The organism is Aequorivita sp. CIP111184 (genome assembly GCF_900489465.1).
Classification (GTDB): Bacteria; Bacteroidota; Bacteroidia; order Flavobacteriales; family Flavobacteriaceae; genus Aequorivita.
This window is the reverse complement of sequence record NZ_UEFQ01000024.1, coordinates 463,775-480,858: the sequence shown is the minus strand read 5'-3', so window position 1 is coordinate 480,858 and position 17,084 is coordinate 463,775. Positions and strand designations below refer to the sequence as shown.

15 protein-coding genes are annotated in these 17,084 nt (G+C 36.6%); 6 read left to right on the top strand and 9 right to left on the bottom strand.

The window, feature by feature from the left end; genetic code table 11:
• The first annotated feature begins 27 nt into the window (after positions 1–27).
• Positions 28–1,668: a glycosyltransferase family 2 protein gene (locus AEQU1_RS16335; RefSeq protein WP_111881269.1), complete on the top strand. Its 1,641-nt coding sequence runs from the start codon at positions 28–30 to the stop codon at positions 1,666–1,668.
• Positions 1,669–1,689: 21 nt separating this feature from the next.
• Here AEQU1_RS16335 and AEQU1_RS11510 read toward each other — a convergent pair whose 3' ends face one another.
• Complete coding sequence (locus tag AEQU1_RS11510; RefSeq protein ID WP_111881268.1) at positions 1,690–2,763, bottom strand: glycosyltransferase family 9 protein; 1,074 nt, start codon at positions 2,761–2,763, stop codon at positions 1,690–1,692.
• 48 nt (positions 2,764–2,811) lie between these two features.
• Between AEQU1_RS11510 and AEQU1_RS11505 the strand changes: the two genes are divergently transcribed.
• Positions 2,812–3,558, top strand: coding sequence for a lipopolysaccharide kinase InaA family protein (locus AEQU1_RS11505; protein ID WP_111881266.1), 747 nt, complete (start codon positions 2,812–2,814; stop codon positions 3,556–3,558).
• A gap of 437 nt (positions 3,559–3,995) precedes the next feature.
• Here AEQU1_RS11505 and AEQU1_RS11500 read toward each other — a convergent pair whose 3' ends face one another.
• Positions 3,996–4,811 (bottom strand): 2,3,4,5-tetrahydropyridine-2,6-dicarboxylate N-succinyltransferase, encoded by an 816-nt coding sequence (locus AEQU1_RS11500; RefSeq protein ID WP_111881261.1) that lies wholly within the window; start codon positions 4,809–4,811, stop codon positions 3,996–3,998.
• 144 nt (positions 4,812–4,955) lie between these two features.
• Here AEQU1_RS11500 and ruvX point away from each other — a divergent pair, with 144 nt between their 5' ends.
• The 4 genes from ruvX (at position 4,956) to mazG (ending at position 7,479) form a co-directional block, all read left to right on the top strand.
• The gene (gene ruvX, locus AEQU1_RS11495) at positions 4,956–5,366 is read left to right on the top strand and encodes a Holliday junction resolvase RuvX (RefSeq protein WP_111881260.1); all 411 of its coding nucleotides are present in this window, start codon (positions 4,956–4,958) and stop codon (positions 5,364–5,366) included.
• A 4-nt stretch (positions 5,367–5,370) separates the two neighbouring features.
• Positions 5,371–5,961 (top strand): peptide deformylase, encoded by a 591-nt coding sequence (gene def, locus AEQU1_RS11490; protein ID WP_111881258.1) that lies wholly within the window; start codon positions 5,371–5,373, stop codon positions 5,959–5,961.
• 64 nt (positions 5,962–6,025) lie between these two features.
• Positions 6,026–6,574: a DUF5606 domain-containing protein gene (locus AEQU1_RS11485; protein ID WP_111881257.1), complete on the top strand. Its 549-nt coding sequence runs from the start codon at positions 6,026–6,028 to the stop codon at positions 6,572–6,574.
• Positions 6,575–6,705: 131 nt separating this feature from the next.
• The gene (mazG, locus tag AEQU1_RS11480; RefSeq protein WP_111881255.1) at positions 6,706–7,479 is read left to right on the top strand and encodes a nucleoside triphosphate pyrophosphohydrolase; all 774 of its coding nucleotides are present in this window, start codon (positions 6,706–6,708) and stop codon (positions 7,477–7,479) included.
• Positions 7,480–7,543: 64 nt separating this feature from the next.
• On the opposite strand, the gene AEQU1_RS11475 is transcribed toward mazG, so the two are convergent.
• From AEQU1_RS11475 to AEQU1_RS11445, 7 genes are all read right to left on the bottom strand, one after another.
• On the bottom strand, positions 7,544–9,697 hold the full coding sequence (locus AEQU1_RS11475) for a DUF349 domain-containing protein (protein ID WP_111881254.1): 2,154 nt from the start codon (positions 9,695–9,697) through the stop codon (positions 7,544–7,546).
• 103 nt (positions 9,698–9,800) lie between these two features.
• Positions 9,801–10,532, bottom strand: a complete 732-nt coding sequence (locus AEQU1_RS11470; RefSeq protein ID WP_111881252.1) for a shikimate dehydrogenase — start codon at positions 10,530–10,532, stop codon at positions 9,801–9,803.
• On the bottom strand, positions 10,525–11,547 hold the full coding sequence (locus AEQU1_RS11465) for a DUF368 domain-containing protein (protein ID WP_111881251.1): 1,023 nt from the start codon (positions 11,545–11,547) through the stop codon (positions 10,525–10,527). The genes AEQU1_RS11470 and AEQU1_RS11465 overlap by 8 nt, the downstream gene beginning before the upstream one ends.
• Before the next feature lie 27 nt (positions 11,548–11,574).
• Positions 11,575–12,561: a DUF368 domain-containing protein gene (locus AEQU1_RS11460; RefSeq protein WP_111881249.1), complete on the bottom strand. Its 987-nt coding sequence runs from the start codon at positions 12,559–12,561 to the stop codon at positions 11,575–11,577.
• Positions 12,562–12,597: 36 nt separating this feature from the next.
• Positions 12,598–13,998, bottom strand: coding sequence for a tetratricopeptide repeat protein (locus AEQU1_RS11455; RefSeq protein WP_111881248.1), 1,401 nt, complete (start codon positions 13,996–13,998; stop codon positions 12,598–12,600).
• Positions 13,999–14,144: 146 nt separating this feature from the next.
• Positions 14,145–15,323 carry an aspartate aminotransferase family protein gene (locus AEQU1_RS11450; RefSeq protein WP_111881246.1) on the bottom strand — a complete coding sequence of 393 codons (1,179 nt, stop codon included), beginning with the start codon at positions 15,321–15,323 and terminating at the stop codon, positions 14,145–14,147.
• Positions 15,323–17,071, bottom strand: a complete 1,749-nt coding sequence (locus tag AEQU1_RS11445; protein ID WP_408730908.1) for an OstA-like protein — start codon at positions 17,069–17,071, stop codon at positions 15,323–15,325. The genes AEQU1_RS11450 and AEQU1_RS11445 overlap by 1 nt, the downstream gene beginning before the upstream one ends.
• Between the last annotated feature and the right edge of the window lie 13 nt (positions 17,072–17,084).

Genomic DNA, 17,084 nt, shown 5'->3' with positions numbered 1-17,084 from the left:
GATTATCTTTGCACAAAATATATTTTCATGAGCATGCCATCAATTTCAGTAATAATAAGTACTTACAATTCGGAAGAATGGTTGAGAAAAGTGCTGGAAGGCTATATGTATCAAGATTATGAAAATTATGAAGTAATAGTAGCAGATGATGGTTCAAAAACCGAAACACGCGAGCTTATTGAATCTTTTCAGAAAAAATATACTGTGCCACTACGTCATATTTGGCATGAAGATCAAGGCTACCGCCGGCAGCGTATTCTCAACGATGCTATTACAAAATCAAAATATGAGTATATTTTGTTTACGGATGGCGACTGTATTCCGCGCAAAGATTTTGTTTCGGTACATGCAAAATTTGCCGAAAAGGGATATTTCCTTTCTGGTGGCTATTGTAAGTTGCCAATGAAAACCAGTGAAGCAATTTCCAAAGAAGATATTGAAACAGGAAATTGTTTTAATGTGAAGTGGCTGAAACAGCACGACAGGCTAAAGGGAACACAAAGCTTAAAATTGAATTCAGGCCCAACAGTTGCCACTATTTTGGATTTGATAACTCCCACCAATGCCAGTTTCAATAATTGTAATTCTTCTGCTTTTAAGGAAGATCTTTTAGCAATAAACGGTTATGATGAGCGAATGCAATATGGTGGTCCAGATAGAGAACTGGGCGAGAGACTTGAAAATTACGGGTTAAAATCAAAACAGATTAGACACAAAGCTATTTGCTTACATCTGGACCATGCCCGTGGATATAAAACCAAAGAATCTTTGGAGCGCAATCTTGCTATCCGGAAGGATACAAAAAAAAGCGAGCGGTTTTGGACAGAACATGGAATTCAAAAAATGCCATCCATATCTGTAATTGTAAGTACATATAATCAACCAGAATGGTTAAAAAAGGCCTTGTGGGGTTTTGAAAATCAGACCGAAAAAGATTTTGAAATAGTAATTGCAGATGACGGTTCTACTCCAGACACTTTGGAAATGATAGAAACCTTTAAAAAGAACTCTCCTCTAAAAATATCACACGTTTGGCAGGAAGACAAAGGATTTCGGAAGACAATGATATTGAATAAAGCTATTCAAGCTTCCAAAGGGGAGTATATTATTTTTACTGATGGAGATTGCATTCCAAAATATGATTTTGTGGAAACCCATAAAAAACACAGAAAGCCAGATTGTTTTCTTTCAGCGGGTTATTTGAAACTTCCAATGGAACTTTCAAATAAAATCACAAAAGAAGATATAGTTTCCCGTGACTGCTTTGATCCAAAATGGCTTGTGAAACAAGGTCTAAAAAGAAGTTTCAAAATAAACAAGCTTACCTCCAACGAGACAAAAGAAAAATTTCTTAACGCAATAACCCCTACCAGCCCTACTTGGGACGGAAACAATGTTTCGGGTTGGCGTAGGGATATTCTTTCTGTAAATGGTTTTGACGAACGGATGCAATACGGAGGTGAGGACCGCGAGCTTGGCGAACGCCTTATGAACAAAGGTATAAAACCATTGCAGATACGCTATAGCACGGTAACTATCCATTTAGATCATCCGCGCGGATATGTAACTGACGATATGATTGTGAAAAACAAGGCAATTAGAAAACAGACCAAAAAGAACAAAAGTATTTGGACTGAATACGGAATTGAGAAAAAGGAAGTGGTATAATTGTCCGAAAAATTTCCGTTGCTATTTTTTTGCCTTTTTTAAATGATGGGCCAGAAAAGGTTTCAGTTTTTCAAAAATTAATGCTGGAGTAAGTTCGTTGTACATTACGGAAGGGTTTTCCTCTATTTTTTTTCTTTCTTCCCGTGTAAAATCTGTGTATAAATCGGGTTTTTCTTCTAAAAGATGGATAGACTCGTGCTGGATATGATCTTCAAAACTACTCCAATCCTCTTTTTCAATATAGGGGGAATATACAGTAAAAGTAGGTTTGTGTAGCGCTTTGGCAATGTGTACGCTTCCACCTTCATTAGCAATAAGCATATCACATTTGTTCATCAATTTTATAAAACCCCGGATAGAATCTTCATAAATATTTAAATCTATCTGTGCTTTGTTTTTGCACAGCTCATAAATTTTTAATGCCTCATCTTTTTGATTTGGAGCATAATTGAAAAGTATTTTCACGTTATAACTTTCGGCAACATAATCTATCAGTTCCGCCACGTAAGGGTAGGGCATAGATTTTTGTGGTGTACTGCCCAAAACCCCAAGCATAATTACGGGAAGGTTTTCGTTATTGGGAAGATGATATTTTTTTTCTTCCTCGGTTAAATAAATTAAGGGTTCATCAGCAGGTTTGGCAATCGGAAAAACCGATTGTACTAATTTTATTCTATTTTCAATGGCTTTGCCGCAGAACATAGTATGACTTGGAATATAATTGAAGGGATGCGAATAGAACGGAAGACGTAATTTCTTTTTTATTCTTTTAAAACCGATACGATATTCCGCCCCAGAAATAAGACAGATCATTCTACTTTGAAACTTGGAATACGGATCAAAAATGATGTCGTAATTTTCCTTTTTTATTTTTGAAATGGTCTGTAAAAGCTTCGAAAATTTCTTCAGTTCCTTTTCTTTTACCGAAATAACGCGATCTATAAAAGGATTGTTTTCCAATACGCCTATTGTATAATCATACACAAAATAGGTAACTTCGCTTTTTGGAAACACTTTTTTAATGTTTTCGGCAATTACAGAGCTGATTAGTACATCGCCAATTCTTTTGTTTTGTATTACTAGTATTTTCTTCATATAGATTACCTTCGCAAAATACCTTTTTTGAATATATCTTTTTTATAAATGCGCGAGAATTTTGTTATTCACCCAAATTATACACACCTAGCTGCAAAGCTAGGGGATGTGCTTCATAATTTTTCCAAAAAAGGCGAATATGTGACCAAGGGCGACCGGAATGTTATAAAAATGGTGCAGCTGGAAGGAATCTCCTTTAATATTAAGAAATTTAAAACTCCCAATGTTTTTCAAGCTTTGGTTTATGAATTTATTCGGAAAAGCAAGGCGAAACGATCTTTTGAGTATGCTTCAAAATTGATTGAATTAGATATAAAAACACCTTTTCCCGTTGCATATTTAGAAATGTTTTCGGGAGGATTGCGGGAGAGTTTTTATGTAAGTGAGCACATTAACTACGATTTTGATTTTCGGGAATTGATTCATAATCCTGAATTTAAAAAAAGGAACGAGGTTTTACGACAGTTCACGAGATTCACCTTTAAACTCCACGAAAATGGCGTGAATTTCTTGGACCATTCTCCTGGAAATACGCTGATAATGGATCACGGAAATGATAATTATGAATTCTATTTAATAGACCTAAATCGTATGCGTTTTGAGCCAATGGATTTCAATGCACGTATGCACAACTTCCGTAGATTATGGCTTTCAAAAACGATGATGAAAGTAATGGCTGAAGAATATGCCAAGCTTTATAAAAAGCCTATTGATGGAACTTATGAACTGATGTTGCATTACAGTCGGATTTTTCAGAAGAAGATTAATAGTAAGAAGTTGCGGCGGCGGAAATGAAAGATTATACATTATTGAAAATAGTTTTTTTTATTCGGCTTATCTCAGAATTCAGATCGCTCCAAGGTTCAGTATTCAGAGCTAATTTTTTACTCATGATACCATTAGTTCCGTTATATTTTAAAATCAGAATATAAAGAGTGTTTCTATATAATATTTCGCTAATATCAGTTTTTGAAATTTTAAATTCCTCTTTTTGGCTTACAATTGAGTAAGTCTCAAAAATGTAAAATCCGTCTTTCACTACGATATTGGTTAATAACTTTGGGCTATATGCAATTCCGATAATTATTACCAATAGCGAATAAATACAACTGTTTTATTTATTCACGTTATAATGAGAAGTTATATATTTTTACTTCAAATTTAGCGTAAAATCAATATTTCAGACTACCGAGCAAAGCCTTTCAATTTAGTTATGCAGCGTTAAAATACTTCTAAACCGCCACCCCATACTCCCGCAAAGCATCATTCAAAGAGGTTTTTAAATTAGTGCTTTCTTTACGCACACCAATAATCAGGGCACAGGGTACTTGAAACTCGCCTGCAGGAAATTTTTTAGTATAACTTCCAGGAATTACTACAGAGCGTTTAGGAACATACCCTTTAACTTCAACTGGGTTTTCACCAGTAACGTCTATTATTTTTGTGGAAGCGGTTAGTACTACATTAGCACCCAAAACAGCTTCTTTGCCAACCCGAACACCTTCAACAACGATGCAACGTGAACCAATAAAGGCACCATCTTCAATAATTACAGGGGAAGCTTGTAGCGGTTCTAATACCCCGCCAATGCCTACGCCGCCGCTGAGGTGAACGTTTTTGCCAATCTGTGCACAACTGCCCACAGTGGCCCATGTGTCCACCATTGTGCCTTCATCCACATAAGCACCAATGTTTACGTAGCTTGGCATTAAAATTACACCTTTAGAAATGTAAGCGCCATGTCGTGCAACAGCATTTGGTACTACGCGAATACCTTTGGCTTCGTAACCAGATTTTAGCGGAATTTTGTCGTGATATTCAAAAATACCAGCTTCAAGCGTTTTCATTTTTTGGATGGGAAAGTACAACACGATTGCTTTTTTAACCCACTCGTTTACTTGCCAACCATCAGCGGTTGGTTCAGCACAGCGCAGTTTGCCTTCGTCGCAAAGGTTTACCACTTCGCGAATGGCGACGATGGTTTCGGTTTCGGTGAGTAGGGAACGGTCTTCCCAAGCTTTTTCTATGGTTTGTTGTAGTTCGGTCATAATATATAAGTACTTTAAATTCTATTTTAAATCTGTTATCTGGTATTAGCCATATAGCATCTTTTCACAAATATAAAACCTCCGTTCCAAATAACTGTCCAATTGTAGCATACTATTTCCGAAACCCTTATTTTTGCATTTGGTATGGGAAGAATTTTAGCACTAGATTACGGAAGCAAGCGCACAGGCATTGCTATCACTGATGAGCTGCAATTAATTGCTTCTGGCTTAACTACGGTGGCTACTCCTGTATTGATGGATTTTTTGAAAAAATATATCGCTTCTGAAAAAGTGGAACTGGTTTTAGTAGGGGAGCCCAAACAAAAAGACGGCACCCATTCCAACATTGAAGAAGAAATTAAGAAGTTTTTAAAGAAATTTTCTGAAGTTTTTTTCGACTTACCTGTAAAGCGTGTTGATGAGCGTTATACCAGTAAAATGGCTTTTCAAACCATGATTGATAGCGGCTTGAAGAAGAAGCAACGACAGAACAAGGCGCTTGTTGATGAGATTAGTGCGACAATAATTTTACAAGAGTTTTTATATAATAAATAGTTAGATGATACTACCCATTGTAGCTTACGGAGATCCCGTATTACGAAAAGAGACCGAAGAAATATCCAAAGATTATCCAAAATTTGATGCGGTGCTGGAAAATATGTTTGAAACCATGTATGAAGCCCGTGGTATTGGTCTTGCCGCACCTCAGGTAAATTTACCCATTCGCCTTTTTATTGTGGATGCAACACCTTTTGCGGATGATGAAGATCTTTCGGAAGAAGAACAAAAATTTGTTTCAACCTTTAAAAAAGTTTTCATCAATCCGCGAATTCTTGAGGAATCTGGTGATGAATGGGCATTCAACGAAGGCTGTTTGAGCATTCCGGACGTGCGTGAAGATGTTTTCCGTCAGCCAAATATCGTTATTGAATACGAAGACGAAAATTTTGAAAAACAGAAAGAAACGTTCAGCGGGATGGTGGCGCGAATAATTCAGCATGAATATGATCATATTGAAGGGATTCTCTTTACTGATAAGCTTTCGCCGTTGAAAAAAAGATTGATTAAAGGTAAGTTGACCAACATTTCAAAAGGTAATGTGAGTATAGAATACCGCATGAAATTTCCGAATGCTAAAAAGAAACGTTAACTCGCTTGTTTTTATTAACCAAACCAAAGATATTTGCAACTGTTAAAAATTTTAAAAGTAATTTATGAGCTTAGAAAAAGTGCTTTCCATTGCCGGCAAACCCGGACTTTATAAATTAAAAAACCAGACCCGTGCAGGATTCCTTGCAGAATCACTTTTGGACGGAAAGACCATAAATGTAAGTGGTAGGCATAACGTAAGCTTGCTTTCTGAAATTGCTATCTATACATTGACGGAAGAAGTTCCACTTCGTAAAGTGTTCGAAAAGATTTCTGAAAAAGAAGGCGGTAAAGAAACCATAGGCCATAAAGCTTCCAAAGAGGAACTTGAGGAGTATTTCTTTAGCGTAATGCCAGATTATGACGAAGACCGTGTTTATGCAAGTGATATTAAAAAAGTTGTGCAATGGTATAATATGCTTGTAAAAAACGGTATTACCGATTTCTCTGAAGCAAAAGAAGAAACCAAGGAAGAGGAAAAAGAAACTGCAAAAAAGGCAGTTTCACAAAAAACTACTGCTCCAAAATCTGCTGCACTTAAAACAGCAAATCCTAAAGCTTCCTCAACCAAGAAAGGCGGTTCTACAAAAAATGCAGCTTCACGTAAAACCTAATATTCAATTTTTATAAATATTACAAATCCCGAAAGTTTTGGCTCTCGGGATTTTTTGTTAATGGTTTTTAATAAATCATTTCTATAACCAATTGCATTTACAGTAGCTTTGTTTATAAAAATTTCAACAAAATGAATTCCCGAGAGAACCAACTAAAAGCCTTCGATAGATTATTAACAATTATGGACGAATTGCGCGAGCAGTGCCCTTGGGACAAAAAACAAACCATGGAAACACTACGCCATTTGACCATTGAGGAAACTTATGAATTGGGCGATGCTATTTTAGACAAAGATTTAAATGAAGTGAAAAATGAACTGGGGGATGTTTTGCTCCACATTGTTTTTTATGCAAAAATAGGGAGCGAAACGAACCATTTCGATATCGCCGACGTTTGTAATGATATTTGTGAGAAATTAATTTCACGTCACCCACATATTTATGGAGACGTTAAAGTGGCTGACGAAGAAGAAGTAAAAAGAAACTGGGAAAATTTAAAACTCAAAGAGGGCAAAAAAAGTGTTTTGGAAGGTGTTCCAAAATCATTGCCAGCTTTGGTGAAAGCGAGCAGGATTCAAGATAAAGTGGCCGGCGTAGGTTTTGATTGGGAAGAACCACAGCAAGTTTTTGAAAAATTGCAGGAAGAATTGGGCGAGCTACAACACGAAATTAACGAAAATAATCAAGATGAAATAGAAGCAGAATTTGGGGATGTTCTCTTTTCAATGATAAACTATGCGCGATTTCTAAAAGTGAACCCCGAAAACGCATTGGAACGCACCAACAAAAAATTCATCAAGCGCTTTCAATATTTGGAAAGTAAGGCCAAGGAAATGGACAAGTCTTTAAAAGATATGACGCTAGCAGAGATGGATGTCTTTTGGAATGAAGCAAAAATTCAGTAAGCTTTGTTCACTAGCAGTTTGCAGTAAAAAAAAATGCCAGATTTACATCTGGCATTTTTAATATTTAATCTTCTCTTATCTCTTTAATTTTGGATAGCTTCGCCTTCCAAACTTCAAGCTGTTCTTTGTGTCGCTCAATGTTTTTATGAACTTCTTTTACCATTGGGTTATCATCGGGCACATGGCGAAAGAAACCTAAATTGTTTTCCAATTGACGAATTTCATCACGGGTTTCATCTATCTTTTTCGAAATAAAGAAATGCTCGTTCTGCAATTTGCGATCGTCTTCTCTATTTACGAGCGTATTTAATTTATTATCGAATTTAATAAGCTCAGTCTCCTTTTTACCTAAATCAAGTTTTGAAAAAAGACCATCCAAGATTTTGTTGAATTTCTGTTCAATATTACGTTTGTTGTAGGGCACACGGCCAATTTCTTTCCAAGAAGTTATGTGTTCTTTAATAGACTTCACATCAGCTTTGTGGTCGCCGCTTAATTCAAAAGAAGCAAGCTTTTCAAGCATTGCCTGTTTTGCTTCAAAATGAACTACTTCTTCTTTATTGGCTTCATTTTTCTGCGCGTGTACTCTGTCAAAATAATGATTACAGGCTTTTTTAAACTGCTTCCAAATCTTATCGCTGTCCTTTCGTGGCACGTGCCCAATACTTTTCCAGTCACTCTGGATTTTTTTCATCAATTGGGTTGTGGCATCAAAATCGTCACTTTCTTTGTTATCTTCGGCAATTTTTATCAGCTCACGTTTCTTTTCCAGATTGGTAAATTGTTCCTTTTTCTGGTTTTTATAAAAGCTATTTTTCTGATGGTTAAAATTTCCGGTAGCATCCTTAAAATCCTTCCAAATTTCTTTGTTGTTTACTCTTGGAACACGTCCAGTATTAAAAAAAGCATCTCGAAGTTCCTGCACTTTTTTTATGGCATTTTGCCAACCTTGGTGACTTGGCTTGGTTTCTTCAGTTATTTTTTTTATTTCTTCTATTAATTGTTTTTTTGTTTCGTAATTATTTTCAAAATTCTTTTCAAGTTCCTGTAACTGCTCTTGGCGCTTATCATGGATAACTTTTGTGGCCTCACTGAATTTGTCCCAAACTTCATCGCGATATTCTTTGGCTACGGGCCCAACATCTTCTTTCCACATTTTGTGGAGCATCTGCAGTTCGCGAAATGCTTTGTTTATGTCTTCTTCCTGTCCTAGCTCTTCAGCACGGGTAATCAGCTTAATTTTGGCGTCAAGATTATGTTTAAAATCTAAATCGCGAAACTCTCTGTTCAGGTGAAGAAAATCGTAAAAATTCTCAACATGATGGTGATATGTATTCCAAACAGTGTTGTATTTATCGCGCGGAATTGCACCGGCGACATGCCATTTTTCCTGAATTTCCTTAAAATGTTTGTAAGTGGTATTTATGTTTTCCTCAGCGCCTAGAAGACCCTTTAACTCCTCAATAAGTTCCCAACGCTTGTCTAGGTTGCCTTGTAGATCTTTTTTAAGATTTTTATAATGGCTATTGCGCTTTTCTTTATAGTCGAAATAAAGTGAATTAAAATCCTTTTTTAATGGAGTAGTGTAGTGGAAGTCAATGATGTTTCCGCCCTCGGCAAGAAACTCCTCTTTTTTATGTTCCAGTTCTTCATTGAATTTACTGTTGAATTCGGAACGAATTTCTTCAACATCGTGCTTTAATTCTTGAATTTTTTTTGTTTTCAGAAGCATATCAAGTTCAGCAACTAATTCCTTTTCAGAAAGTGTGCTATAATCTTTTTGAGCTTTTTCCTCGTGTTCTTCTTCATCCTCATCGTCTTCTGAAGAAGCTACTTCCTCTTCATCTTCACTATCAGACTCCGAAGAATCAACCAAAGATGCGTCTTTGCTCTCTCCTACTACTTCTTCATCCGAAGCTTCAATCTTTTCATTTGAAGTGGCTTCAATCACTTCTTTCTCTTTTACCGATTCCTTTTCGGCAATCATTGCTTTTTCAACTTCGTTTTCTTCCTCAGTTTCATTTTCAACGACTGAACCACTTTCTGGATTTTTTTCCGAAGCATTTTTTTCTTCATGAACTTCTTCAACTTGGGTTTCAGGTGTGTTTTCCTTGGTCGATGTCTCTGATGTTTCAGATGCAGCGTTTGTTTCTTCCGTAGTTTCGTTCGTTGGAATTTCTTTCTCGTTTTCTTCCTGAGGCAATTTTTCGTCAGACATTTGTTTCAATGTTTAGGTTCGTTTTTCTTGGAGGGTCAATATACTAACAACTGCGCAACTGGCAAAGCACACGAAGTTTTTTTGAACCTTTTTATGTAAATTTTTATGAATTCCAGACCTCCCAAGCTCTTTCGGCTTGATGTTGCAACATTTTTAAACCATTACTCGTTTTTGTGCCTTGTGATTTTCCGCGTTTTAAAAATTCGGTTTCTGAGGGATTATATATTAAGTCGAAAAGCAAATGGTTTTTTGTGAGATATTGATAGGGAATGTTCGGGCAGCCTTCAATATTTGGATATGTTCCCAAAGGCGTACAATTAATGATTAGCAAATGTTTTTCAATAATAGCTTGATTTAATGAAGAATAGTCTAGCATATTTAAAGTGGCTGTTCTGCTTACAAACTTGAAATCAAAACCTAAGTTTCCGAGCGCATATGCAATGGCTTTTGAAGCTCCACCAGTGCCTAAAATAAGAGCTGTTTTCTGTTGAAGTGGTAAAAAATCTTTCAGCGATTTTTGAAATCCGAAGTGATCGGTATTATAGCCCGTGAGTTTTTTTTCATCGGAAATTTTAATTGTATTTACGGCGCCAATTATTTCCGCTTCCTCATTTAAATTATCTAGAAATGGAATAACTTGCTGCTTATAAGGAATAGTTACGCTAAGTCCCTTTAAATTAGGTGTTTTTGAAATTATATTTGGGAATTTTTCAATAGAAGAAATATCGAAATTTTCATAAGAATGTGGCAGGTTTTCTTTTTCAAATTTTTCTGAAAAGAATGATTTTGAAAAGGAATAGCCAATGTTTTTTCCTAGTAATCCAAATTTAGACATTATGTTTTTTTTTATGGTTATCGTACCAATCCAAACTGAGCACGATTAAAACACCAATAACTACAAAAACGATTGCCATAGTGGTTTCTGTGTTAAACTCAGAAGGGAAAAATCTGTTATAGCCTGTTATGATTTCCCTGCCGTTGTTGTCAAATTGAATTTGACCCAAAGCATCGAGATCGTATTTTTTTTCTTTCCAAGGCCAAACTACGCCTAAAGAACCTGCAATAAAGCCTATAATAACAGCATAGGTAGCTTTTTTGAAACGTTTTAAAACATAGGCCAAAAGGTGTGAAAGTGAAACTAGACCTACTAATGAGCCTAATGAAAAAACGGCCAAGACTTTTAAAAGCTCAATGCGTTCTGGGTCATAAATCCAACTGAAATTCCATTGAAAAATATTGGCGAATGTATCAAAAAGCGCATTTACTGAATCTACCAATAACAGCACATAATTTCCGAAAAGTATTAATATAAAAGAGCCTGACAGTCCCGGCAATGTCATTCCCGAAACGCTTATAATTCCGCAGAAAAAGACAAAAAAGAGATTGCTGTTTTCCTTTGCCGGTTCTAGGAAACTAATGCCAACGCCGGCAATTACTCCGCACAATAAATAAGCAGCATATTTGCGATTCCAATCGCCAAAATCTTTTGCGATAAAGTAAATAGAGCCGATTATCATTCCAAAGAATGCGCTCCAAACATAAAGTTCATAGTGGTCAATTAAATAATCGAGAAGCTTTGAAATACTGAAATAACTGATGATCATTCCTAAAATAAGAAGACTCAAAAACTGTCCGTTGGTATACCTATAAAAACTTTGAAAACGCCCACCAAGTAAAAGTTTAAAAGCTTTTCTATTCACTTTTTGAAGTGAATAAATAAATTCCTCATAAAAACCAGCCACAAATGCCACCACACCACCAGAAACACCAGGGACTTTATTGGCAGCGCCCATACCCAGTCCTTTTAGAACCAGCCAAGTTTTATCTGATAAGGAGCGGTTTTCGTACATTTTTAGTTCTGGTACATAAAGGTTTTACTACTCACTTTCATTTTTAACTGTCACTTTATTCACGGCAATTCTTTCCAATAAAAAAATGGTCAAAAAGCCTATAACAGCAAAGATAATAGCATATAAAATTTGTGGATTACTTTCGTAATTTTGTGGGAGGATGCTTCTCTCAATAAACGGAATTTGCTCTCCCACATGATTCATTCTATACTGTAATACTTCTTTCCAAGGCCATATTTTATTAAGGGCACCTACCATAAAACCAGTAAGTACCGCTAAAATCAAGTTTTTGTGATGTTTAAACATCCAGTTTAATGCTTTTGAAAAAACCTTAAGTCCAATAATAGCACCTAAGGCAAATATTAAAAGCTTACCAAATGCACCCAAGAAAAGCGAACTGTTGAAAGTTGTAATGCCCTCTGTCAATTGGGTTACAATTCCAATAACCGTTGTGTAGGCGCCCAAAAGCAAAAGAATGAAAGCTCCGGAAATTCCAGGAAGTATCATAGCGATAATCGCTATAAAACCTGCAAAGAAAAGAAACCATGTACTTCCCGGAGAACCAACTGGGTCTGCAATGGTAATTAAATAGGAAAGTATTGAAGCAATAACCAATGCTACAATTACCGCTAACCTCCAATTGTTTATTTGTTTTGCAACGTAAACAATACTTGCAATAACCAACCCAAAGAAAAAAGACCAAACCATTATGGGGTAAACATCCAAAAGCCAGGTGATAAGTTTTGCGAGAGAAATAATACTTATAAAAACTCCGGAAAAAAGCGCGACTAAAAAAGATAGGTTGTAATGCTTCCAAGCCTGAGTGAAACCTTCTTTTTTCCAAATTTTAAAAAAACCAAGATCAATGTTGTTAATGGTTTCAATCAATTCTTCATAAATTCCGGAAATGAAGGCGATGGTTCCGCCCGAAACACCCGGAACTACATCTGCAGCGCCCATAGCGAGCCCTTTTGCCGTAACGGTTAAATATTGAAGGAAATTTCTTTGAGGCATAGGTTTATTTTGCTAATAACCCCAAAAATACTGAAATTAAAGCGAAGGATTTTTGTGTTGTTTAATTATTTCAACAACCGTTTTCATTTGATAGACTTGAGGAAATAATTCTTCAATTATCATTAAATATTCGGGTTCTGCTTTTAAAGCGTTTTTTAAATGGAACGCTCCTTTGTCGTTTTCATTCAACGAATAATACAGACCTGAAAGTCGGTATTCTAATTCGGCGTGTTCGGGATAAAATTCTAAAGCTTGGTTAAAATTATTTACTGCAGCTTCAAATTCGCCTAGGTTAGTTAGAATATCGCCGCGAGTTAACCAGGATTCCAATTCATAATTACCCAATTCCAAAGCTTTACGATAACCTACTTCCGCTTCTTCATAATGGTTTAAACGATTGTTTATTTTGGCATATCGCTTCCAATAAAGCACATTTTCACTATCAATATTTATAGCTTTTTCTATGTAATAAAGCGCTTTTTGGAATTGTTTGCTTTTAGAGTAAAAATCTGTGATGGCTATCCAACCTTTATCTAGCAATGAATCCTCTTCAACACATTTAGTGAAAAATTGAAGCGCCATTTCAGCATTGCCGAGCTTTTCATAACATTTTCCAATTCGCAAAAGTGCATAAGAAGTTGGATCATCTAAACCTAAGGTTATTGAGTAGCTCTCTATGGCTTCTTCATATTTCTTTAATTTTTCCAACACGCGCCCTTTTTCAAGGTATGCGCCTATAAAGCGATCATCGCTTATTATTGCAAAATCAAATGCTGCAAGTGCCTTTTTGTAGTCTTTAAGTTCATAATATTGTTTACCAACTTGATGCCAAGCCACTTCACAGTATGGATTTTTGTTTAGAAAATCGTTTAAATAATCTATAGCTGCTTCATATTCATCAAGATATTCGAAGCAGTAAATAATATTGTAAAGTGCGGAATAATCTTCTTCATCTTCCTCCAAGCACTTCATGAAATAAAATTTAGCATTTACGTAGTCTTCCATAAAAAGATACTCCATGCCTAATAATGACAGTACGTCAGCTTCATCATCGGTTATTTCTAAAGCCTGTTCCAAAAGTGTAATAGCTTCTTTGTGTTTGTCGCGACGTGAAAAAATGTTTGCCTTTTGAATGTAGATTTCCTCATTGCTTTGTTCCAATTGGTACAATTCGTCCAAAAGTTCTTCGGCGATATCTAATTGGTTTTCAAAAATGTACATTTCTATTTGGAAAAGCTTAAGGTTTGTTGAGGAAGGATGTTGCTCAAGCCCCAATTTGGTAGCCTTTTTGGCTAGTGCAATTTTACCATTTTCAAGGTAGTGGTGCACTATCTCTTCAAATTCTTCTGAGTCGAAAAATAGAACGCTGTTGGTTTTCAGCATAGATTCAAATCTTTCCAGCGAGAAGTTGTTATGCTCGTTTGAACTTAATTGCATACGCACGGTTTAACGGTTTCTTCTATTTTAAAGATAATAATGTAAATACTGTTTCAATAGTTATGCCGTCTTTCTTGTTAACGGACTTATCAACAGAAAGGTAAGGCGTAAATTCCTATTAATAAAGGGGTTGTGCAAAATTGACTTCATTTGACGCGATTTAGCACGTTTTGAACAATTTTGCAACCTTCTGCAATTTCGTCATTGCTTATTGTGAGTGGTGGAGTTATACGGATTGCGCGACCTTCAAAAAGAAGCCAGAAAAGAATCAATCCTTGATCTTTGCAAGCGAGAATCACTTCGGAAGCAATCTCGGGAGTTTCCAACATTGCCGCAAGCATCAAACCTCTTCCGCGTACTTCTTTTATCATAGGGTGTTTAAGAAGTTTTCTGAAAAGTTTTTCCTTTTGAAGAGTTTGTTGAATAATGTCCGTTTCCGTCAGTTCCTGAAGCGTTGCCAAAGCGGCAGCCGCAATTACAGGATTCCCGCCAAAAGTGGTAATATGCCCAAGTTTTGGGTTTTCCTGCAGTAGTGCCATCACTTCGTGTGAAGCTGTGAAAGCGCCAATAGGCAATCCGCCACCCATTCCTTTTCCCATCACTACTATATCGGGAACAATTCCGAAATGTTCAAAAGCGAAAAGTTTTCCCGTGCGACCAAAACCAGGTTGAATTTCATCCAATATCAAAAGAGTTCCAGTTTCATCACAACGCTCACGAACCTTTTTTAAGTAATCATTCTCTGGTTGTATAAAGCCTGCGCCACCTTGAATGGTTTCTAAAATAATGGCTGCTGTTTCTGAGGTGATTTTTTGAAGATCCGCTTCATTATTGAAAGTAACTGGAAAACAATCGGGAACCAAAGGTTTAAAAGCATTTTTTCTTTCTTCGTAACCCATCACGCTCATCGAGCCCATTGTATTGCCGTGGTACGCATTGTTTGCATATAAAAGCTGGGTTCTTCCAGTAGCACGACGAGCCAACTTTAAAGCTCCCTCAATAGCTTCGGTGCCGCTATTTACCAAATATGTGGTATTTAAATTTTTCGGAAGATTTTTTGCGAGAAGTTTTGAAAGTTCAACTGCTGGCTCCTGAATATATTCGCCATAAACCATTACGTGTAGATACTTTTCAGCTTGATTTTTTATTGCTGAAACAACTCGTGGATGGCAATGCCCGAGTGTACAAGCCGAAACTCCAGCTACAAAATCGAGATGCTTATTTCCCGAGGTGTCATAAATATAACTTCCTTTAGCGTATGAAATTTTCAAGGCCAACGGATGCGGGGTGGTCTGCGCTTGATATTTAAAAAAATCTTCGGTCATTAGTTGCCGGATTGAATGGAATCGTTCTTTTTCTGCTGAATGGAATCGCGTTTCGCTTCGCTTTCCTGCGTTTCGGGTTTTGGGTCGTCCGGACGGTTTTGCAAATCTTTCGGACTTAGTTTTGATTCTTCGGGAAGTTGAATTTCATCTTCAGGAATATCTTCAAAAAATTCGCCTTCGTCTTTCGGTAATGGAATTCCCGTTATTTTGGGAAGCACGGGTGCTGGTTTTCCTTTAAATAAATTTTCCACAGAATATAATCGTTCTTCCCCGCGCCATTGAAAACCGGGAAGAATCCGAGCGTTTTCTGGTAACATGGAAGGCGGATATACTTTTCCTGAAGCTTTTTTTATAAATCGAATTCCGGTAATCTGTTGTTCTTCCAAATACATTTGAATAGAACTGGAAACGGTATTATTTATTCCTACCAACTCCCCATTATCATTCCTAGGATAGTAAATTACTTGTGCATTTTTATTAATGTTTACCGTATCCAATTCATTATTTGTAAAAAGCCCGATAAGCCGTTCCCCCTTAACCTGATTATAGCCCAAACTATCCTTCTGAACTAAAAAAGCGTTATTGAAGACTTTAAGTGTATCAAGTTTATTCGTGATCGTGTCTGAAAGAAGGTGGATGGTATCGCCGATCATCTGGTTTTCACCGCTCCACAAAACAGGATTTCGAAGCAATTTGGTAATCCCCCGTTTTTCATTAACATAAATAGAATCACATTTTCCACTAGTGGGATCATCGCCAACTTTTCCGGGTTTAAATAGTCTTGCGCGGTAAAAACCTTTCATAATTCTATTTTCTGGCTTTCCCGTTATTTGTAATGTATCTGCGTGAACATAAATTGAATCGCCATCACGAACAGTAATGGCAATGGCGCGTTTCGTAATAAAAACGGAATCTTTTTCCCGAAAAACTTCAGCGTAATGTCCTCGAATTACACTTTTATTTATAGTGTCCAAAACCCGAATATTGTTTGTGGCGGAAGCAAAACTTTTGTTTCGGTCAAAATAAATACTGTCGCCGTAAAGTGTACGGTTTTCATAATCCACTTTTGAATTTTTCACAAAATACCCTGTATCGCCTCGTGTGTCGTAATACCCTCTTTCGCAATAAACGGTGCTGGTTTCACTAACAATTGTTGAAGGGCCATAGAGATAAGCGGCTCCCGTTTCCGAATAGAAATCGAGTTGGTTGCTATTTACGGTATATTTTGGATTTACAATTTTTACATTTTGAAGAAACTGATACTTTTTAGTTTCGGCAAAATACCTACCCGAACGGCTGGTCAAAACACTTGCAGTGTCACGAACGGTTCCACCGGTTCTGTAATAAGCTTGCTGTTTTATTCTATCAAAATAGAGTGTATCTGTAGTAAGCGTGGTTTTTGGTTCGGTCAAAACCACATCGCCACTTGCGAAGGCAAATTGCGTGTTGCCATTGTATTCGGCGTATTTGCTATCCATTGAAATGGTGTCGCCCTGGGTAATTCTAACTTTCCCGTAGGCTTTCACAAAATTGTTTTTCAAATACACAAAAGCTTGGTCGCACCACATTTCTATACCTTCGTGAATAATATAAACCTGTCCGGTTTCATCTTTGGTATAAATGGCGGCGTCGGGAAATTCGGGTCGCAATTCAAGATAGCCCGATTGTATATCAACCTTTTGCTTTTCTTGAGCGGAACCATTTATTCCGAATAAAACAAAAAATAGAACAAATATGAAAGATGATATTTTCAAAAAAGAA

Excerpts from the sequence above, each read along its gene's own strand:
- AEQU1_RS16335 (WP_111881269.1), top strand. The coding sequence starts at position 28 with ATGAGCATGCCATCAATTTCAGTAATAATAAGTACTTACAATTCGGAA.
- AEQU1_RS11510 (WP_111881268.1), bottom strand. The coding sequence starts at position 2,763 with ATGAAGAAAATACTAGTAATACAAAACAAAAGAATTGGCGATGTACTA.
- AEQU1_RS11505 (WP_111881266.1), top strand. The coding sequence starts at position 2,812 with ATGCGCGAGAATTTTGTTATTCACCCAAATTATACACACCTAGCTGCA.
- AEQU1_RS11500 (WP_111881261.1), bottom strand. The coding sequence starts at position 4,811 with ATGACCGAACTACAACAAACCATAGAAAAAGCTTGGGAAGACCGTTCC.
- ruvX (WP_111881260.1), top strand. The coding sequence starts at position 4,956 with ATGGGAAGAATTTTAGCACTAGATTACGGAAGCAAGCGCACAGGCATT.
- def (WP_111881258.1), top strand. The coding sequence starts at position 5,371 with ATGATACTACCCATTGTAGCTTACGGAGATCCCGTATTACGAAAAGAG.
- AEQU1_RS11485 (WP_111881257.1), top strand. The coding sequence starts at position 6,026 with ATGAGCTTAGAAAAAGTGCTTTCCATTGCCGGCAAACCCGGACTTTAT.
- mazG (WP_111881255.1), top strand. The coding sequence starts at position 6,706 with ATGAATTCCCGAGAGAACCAACTAAAAGCCTTCGATAGATTATTAACA.
- AEQU1_RS11475 (WP_111881254.1), bottom strand. The coding sequence starts at position 9,697 with ATGTCTGACGAAAAATTGCCTCAGGAAGAAAACGAGAAAGAAATTCCA.
- AEQU1_RS11470 (WP_111881252.1), bottom strand. The coding sequence starts at position 10,532 with ATGTCTAAATTTGGATTACTAGGAAAAAACATTGGCTATTCCTTTTCA.
- AEQU1_RS11465 (WP_111881251.1), bottom strand. The coding sequence starts at position 11,547 with ATGTACGAAAACCGCTCCTTATCAGATAAAACTTGGCTGGTTCTAAAA.
- AEQU1_RS11460 (WP_111881249.1), bottom strand. The coding sequence starts at position 12,561 with ATGCCTCAAAGAAATTTCCTTCAATATTTAACCGTTACGGCAAAAGGG.
- AEQU1_RS11455 (WP_111881248.1), bottom strand. The coding sequence starts at position 13,998 with ATGCAATTAAGTTCAAACGAGCATAACAACTTCTCGCTGGAAAGATTT.
- AEQU1_RS11450 (WP_111881246.1), bottom strand. The coding sequence starts at position 15,323 with ATGACCGAAGATTTTTTTAAATATCAAGCGCAGACCACCCCGCATCCG.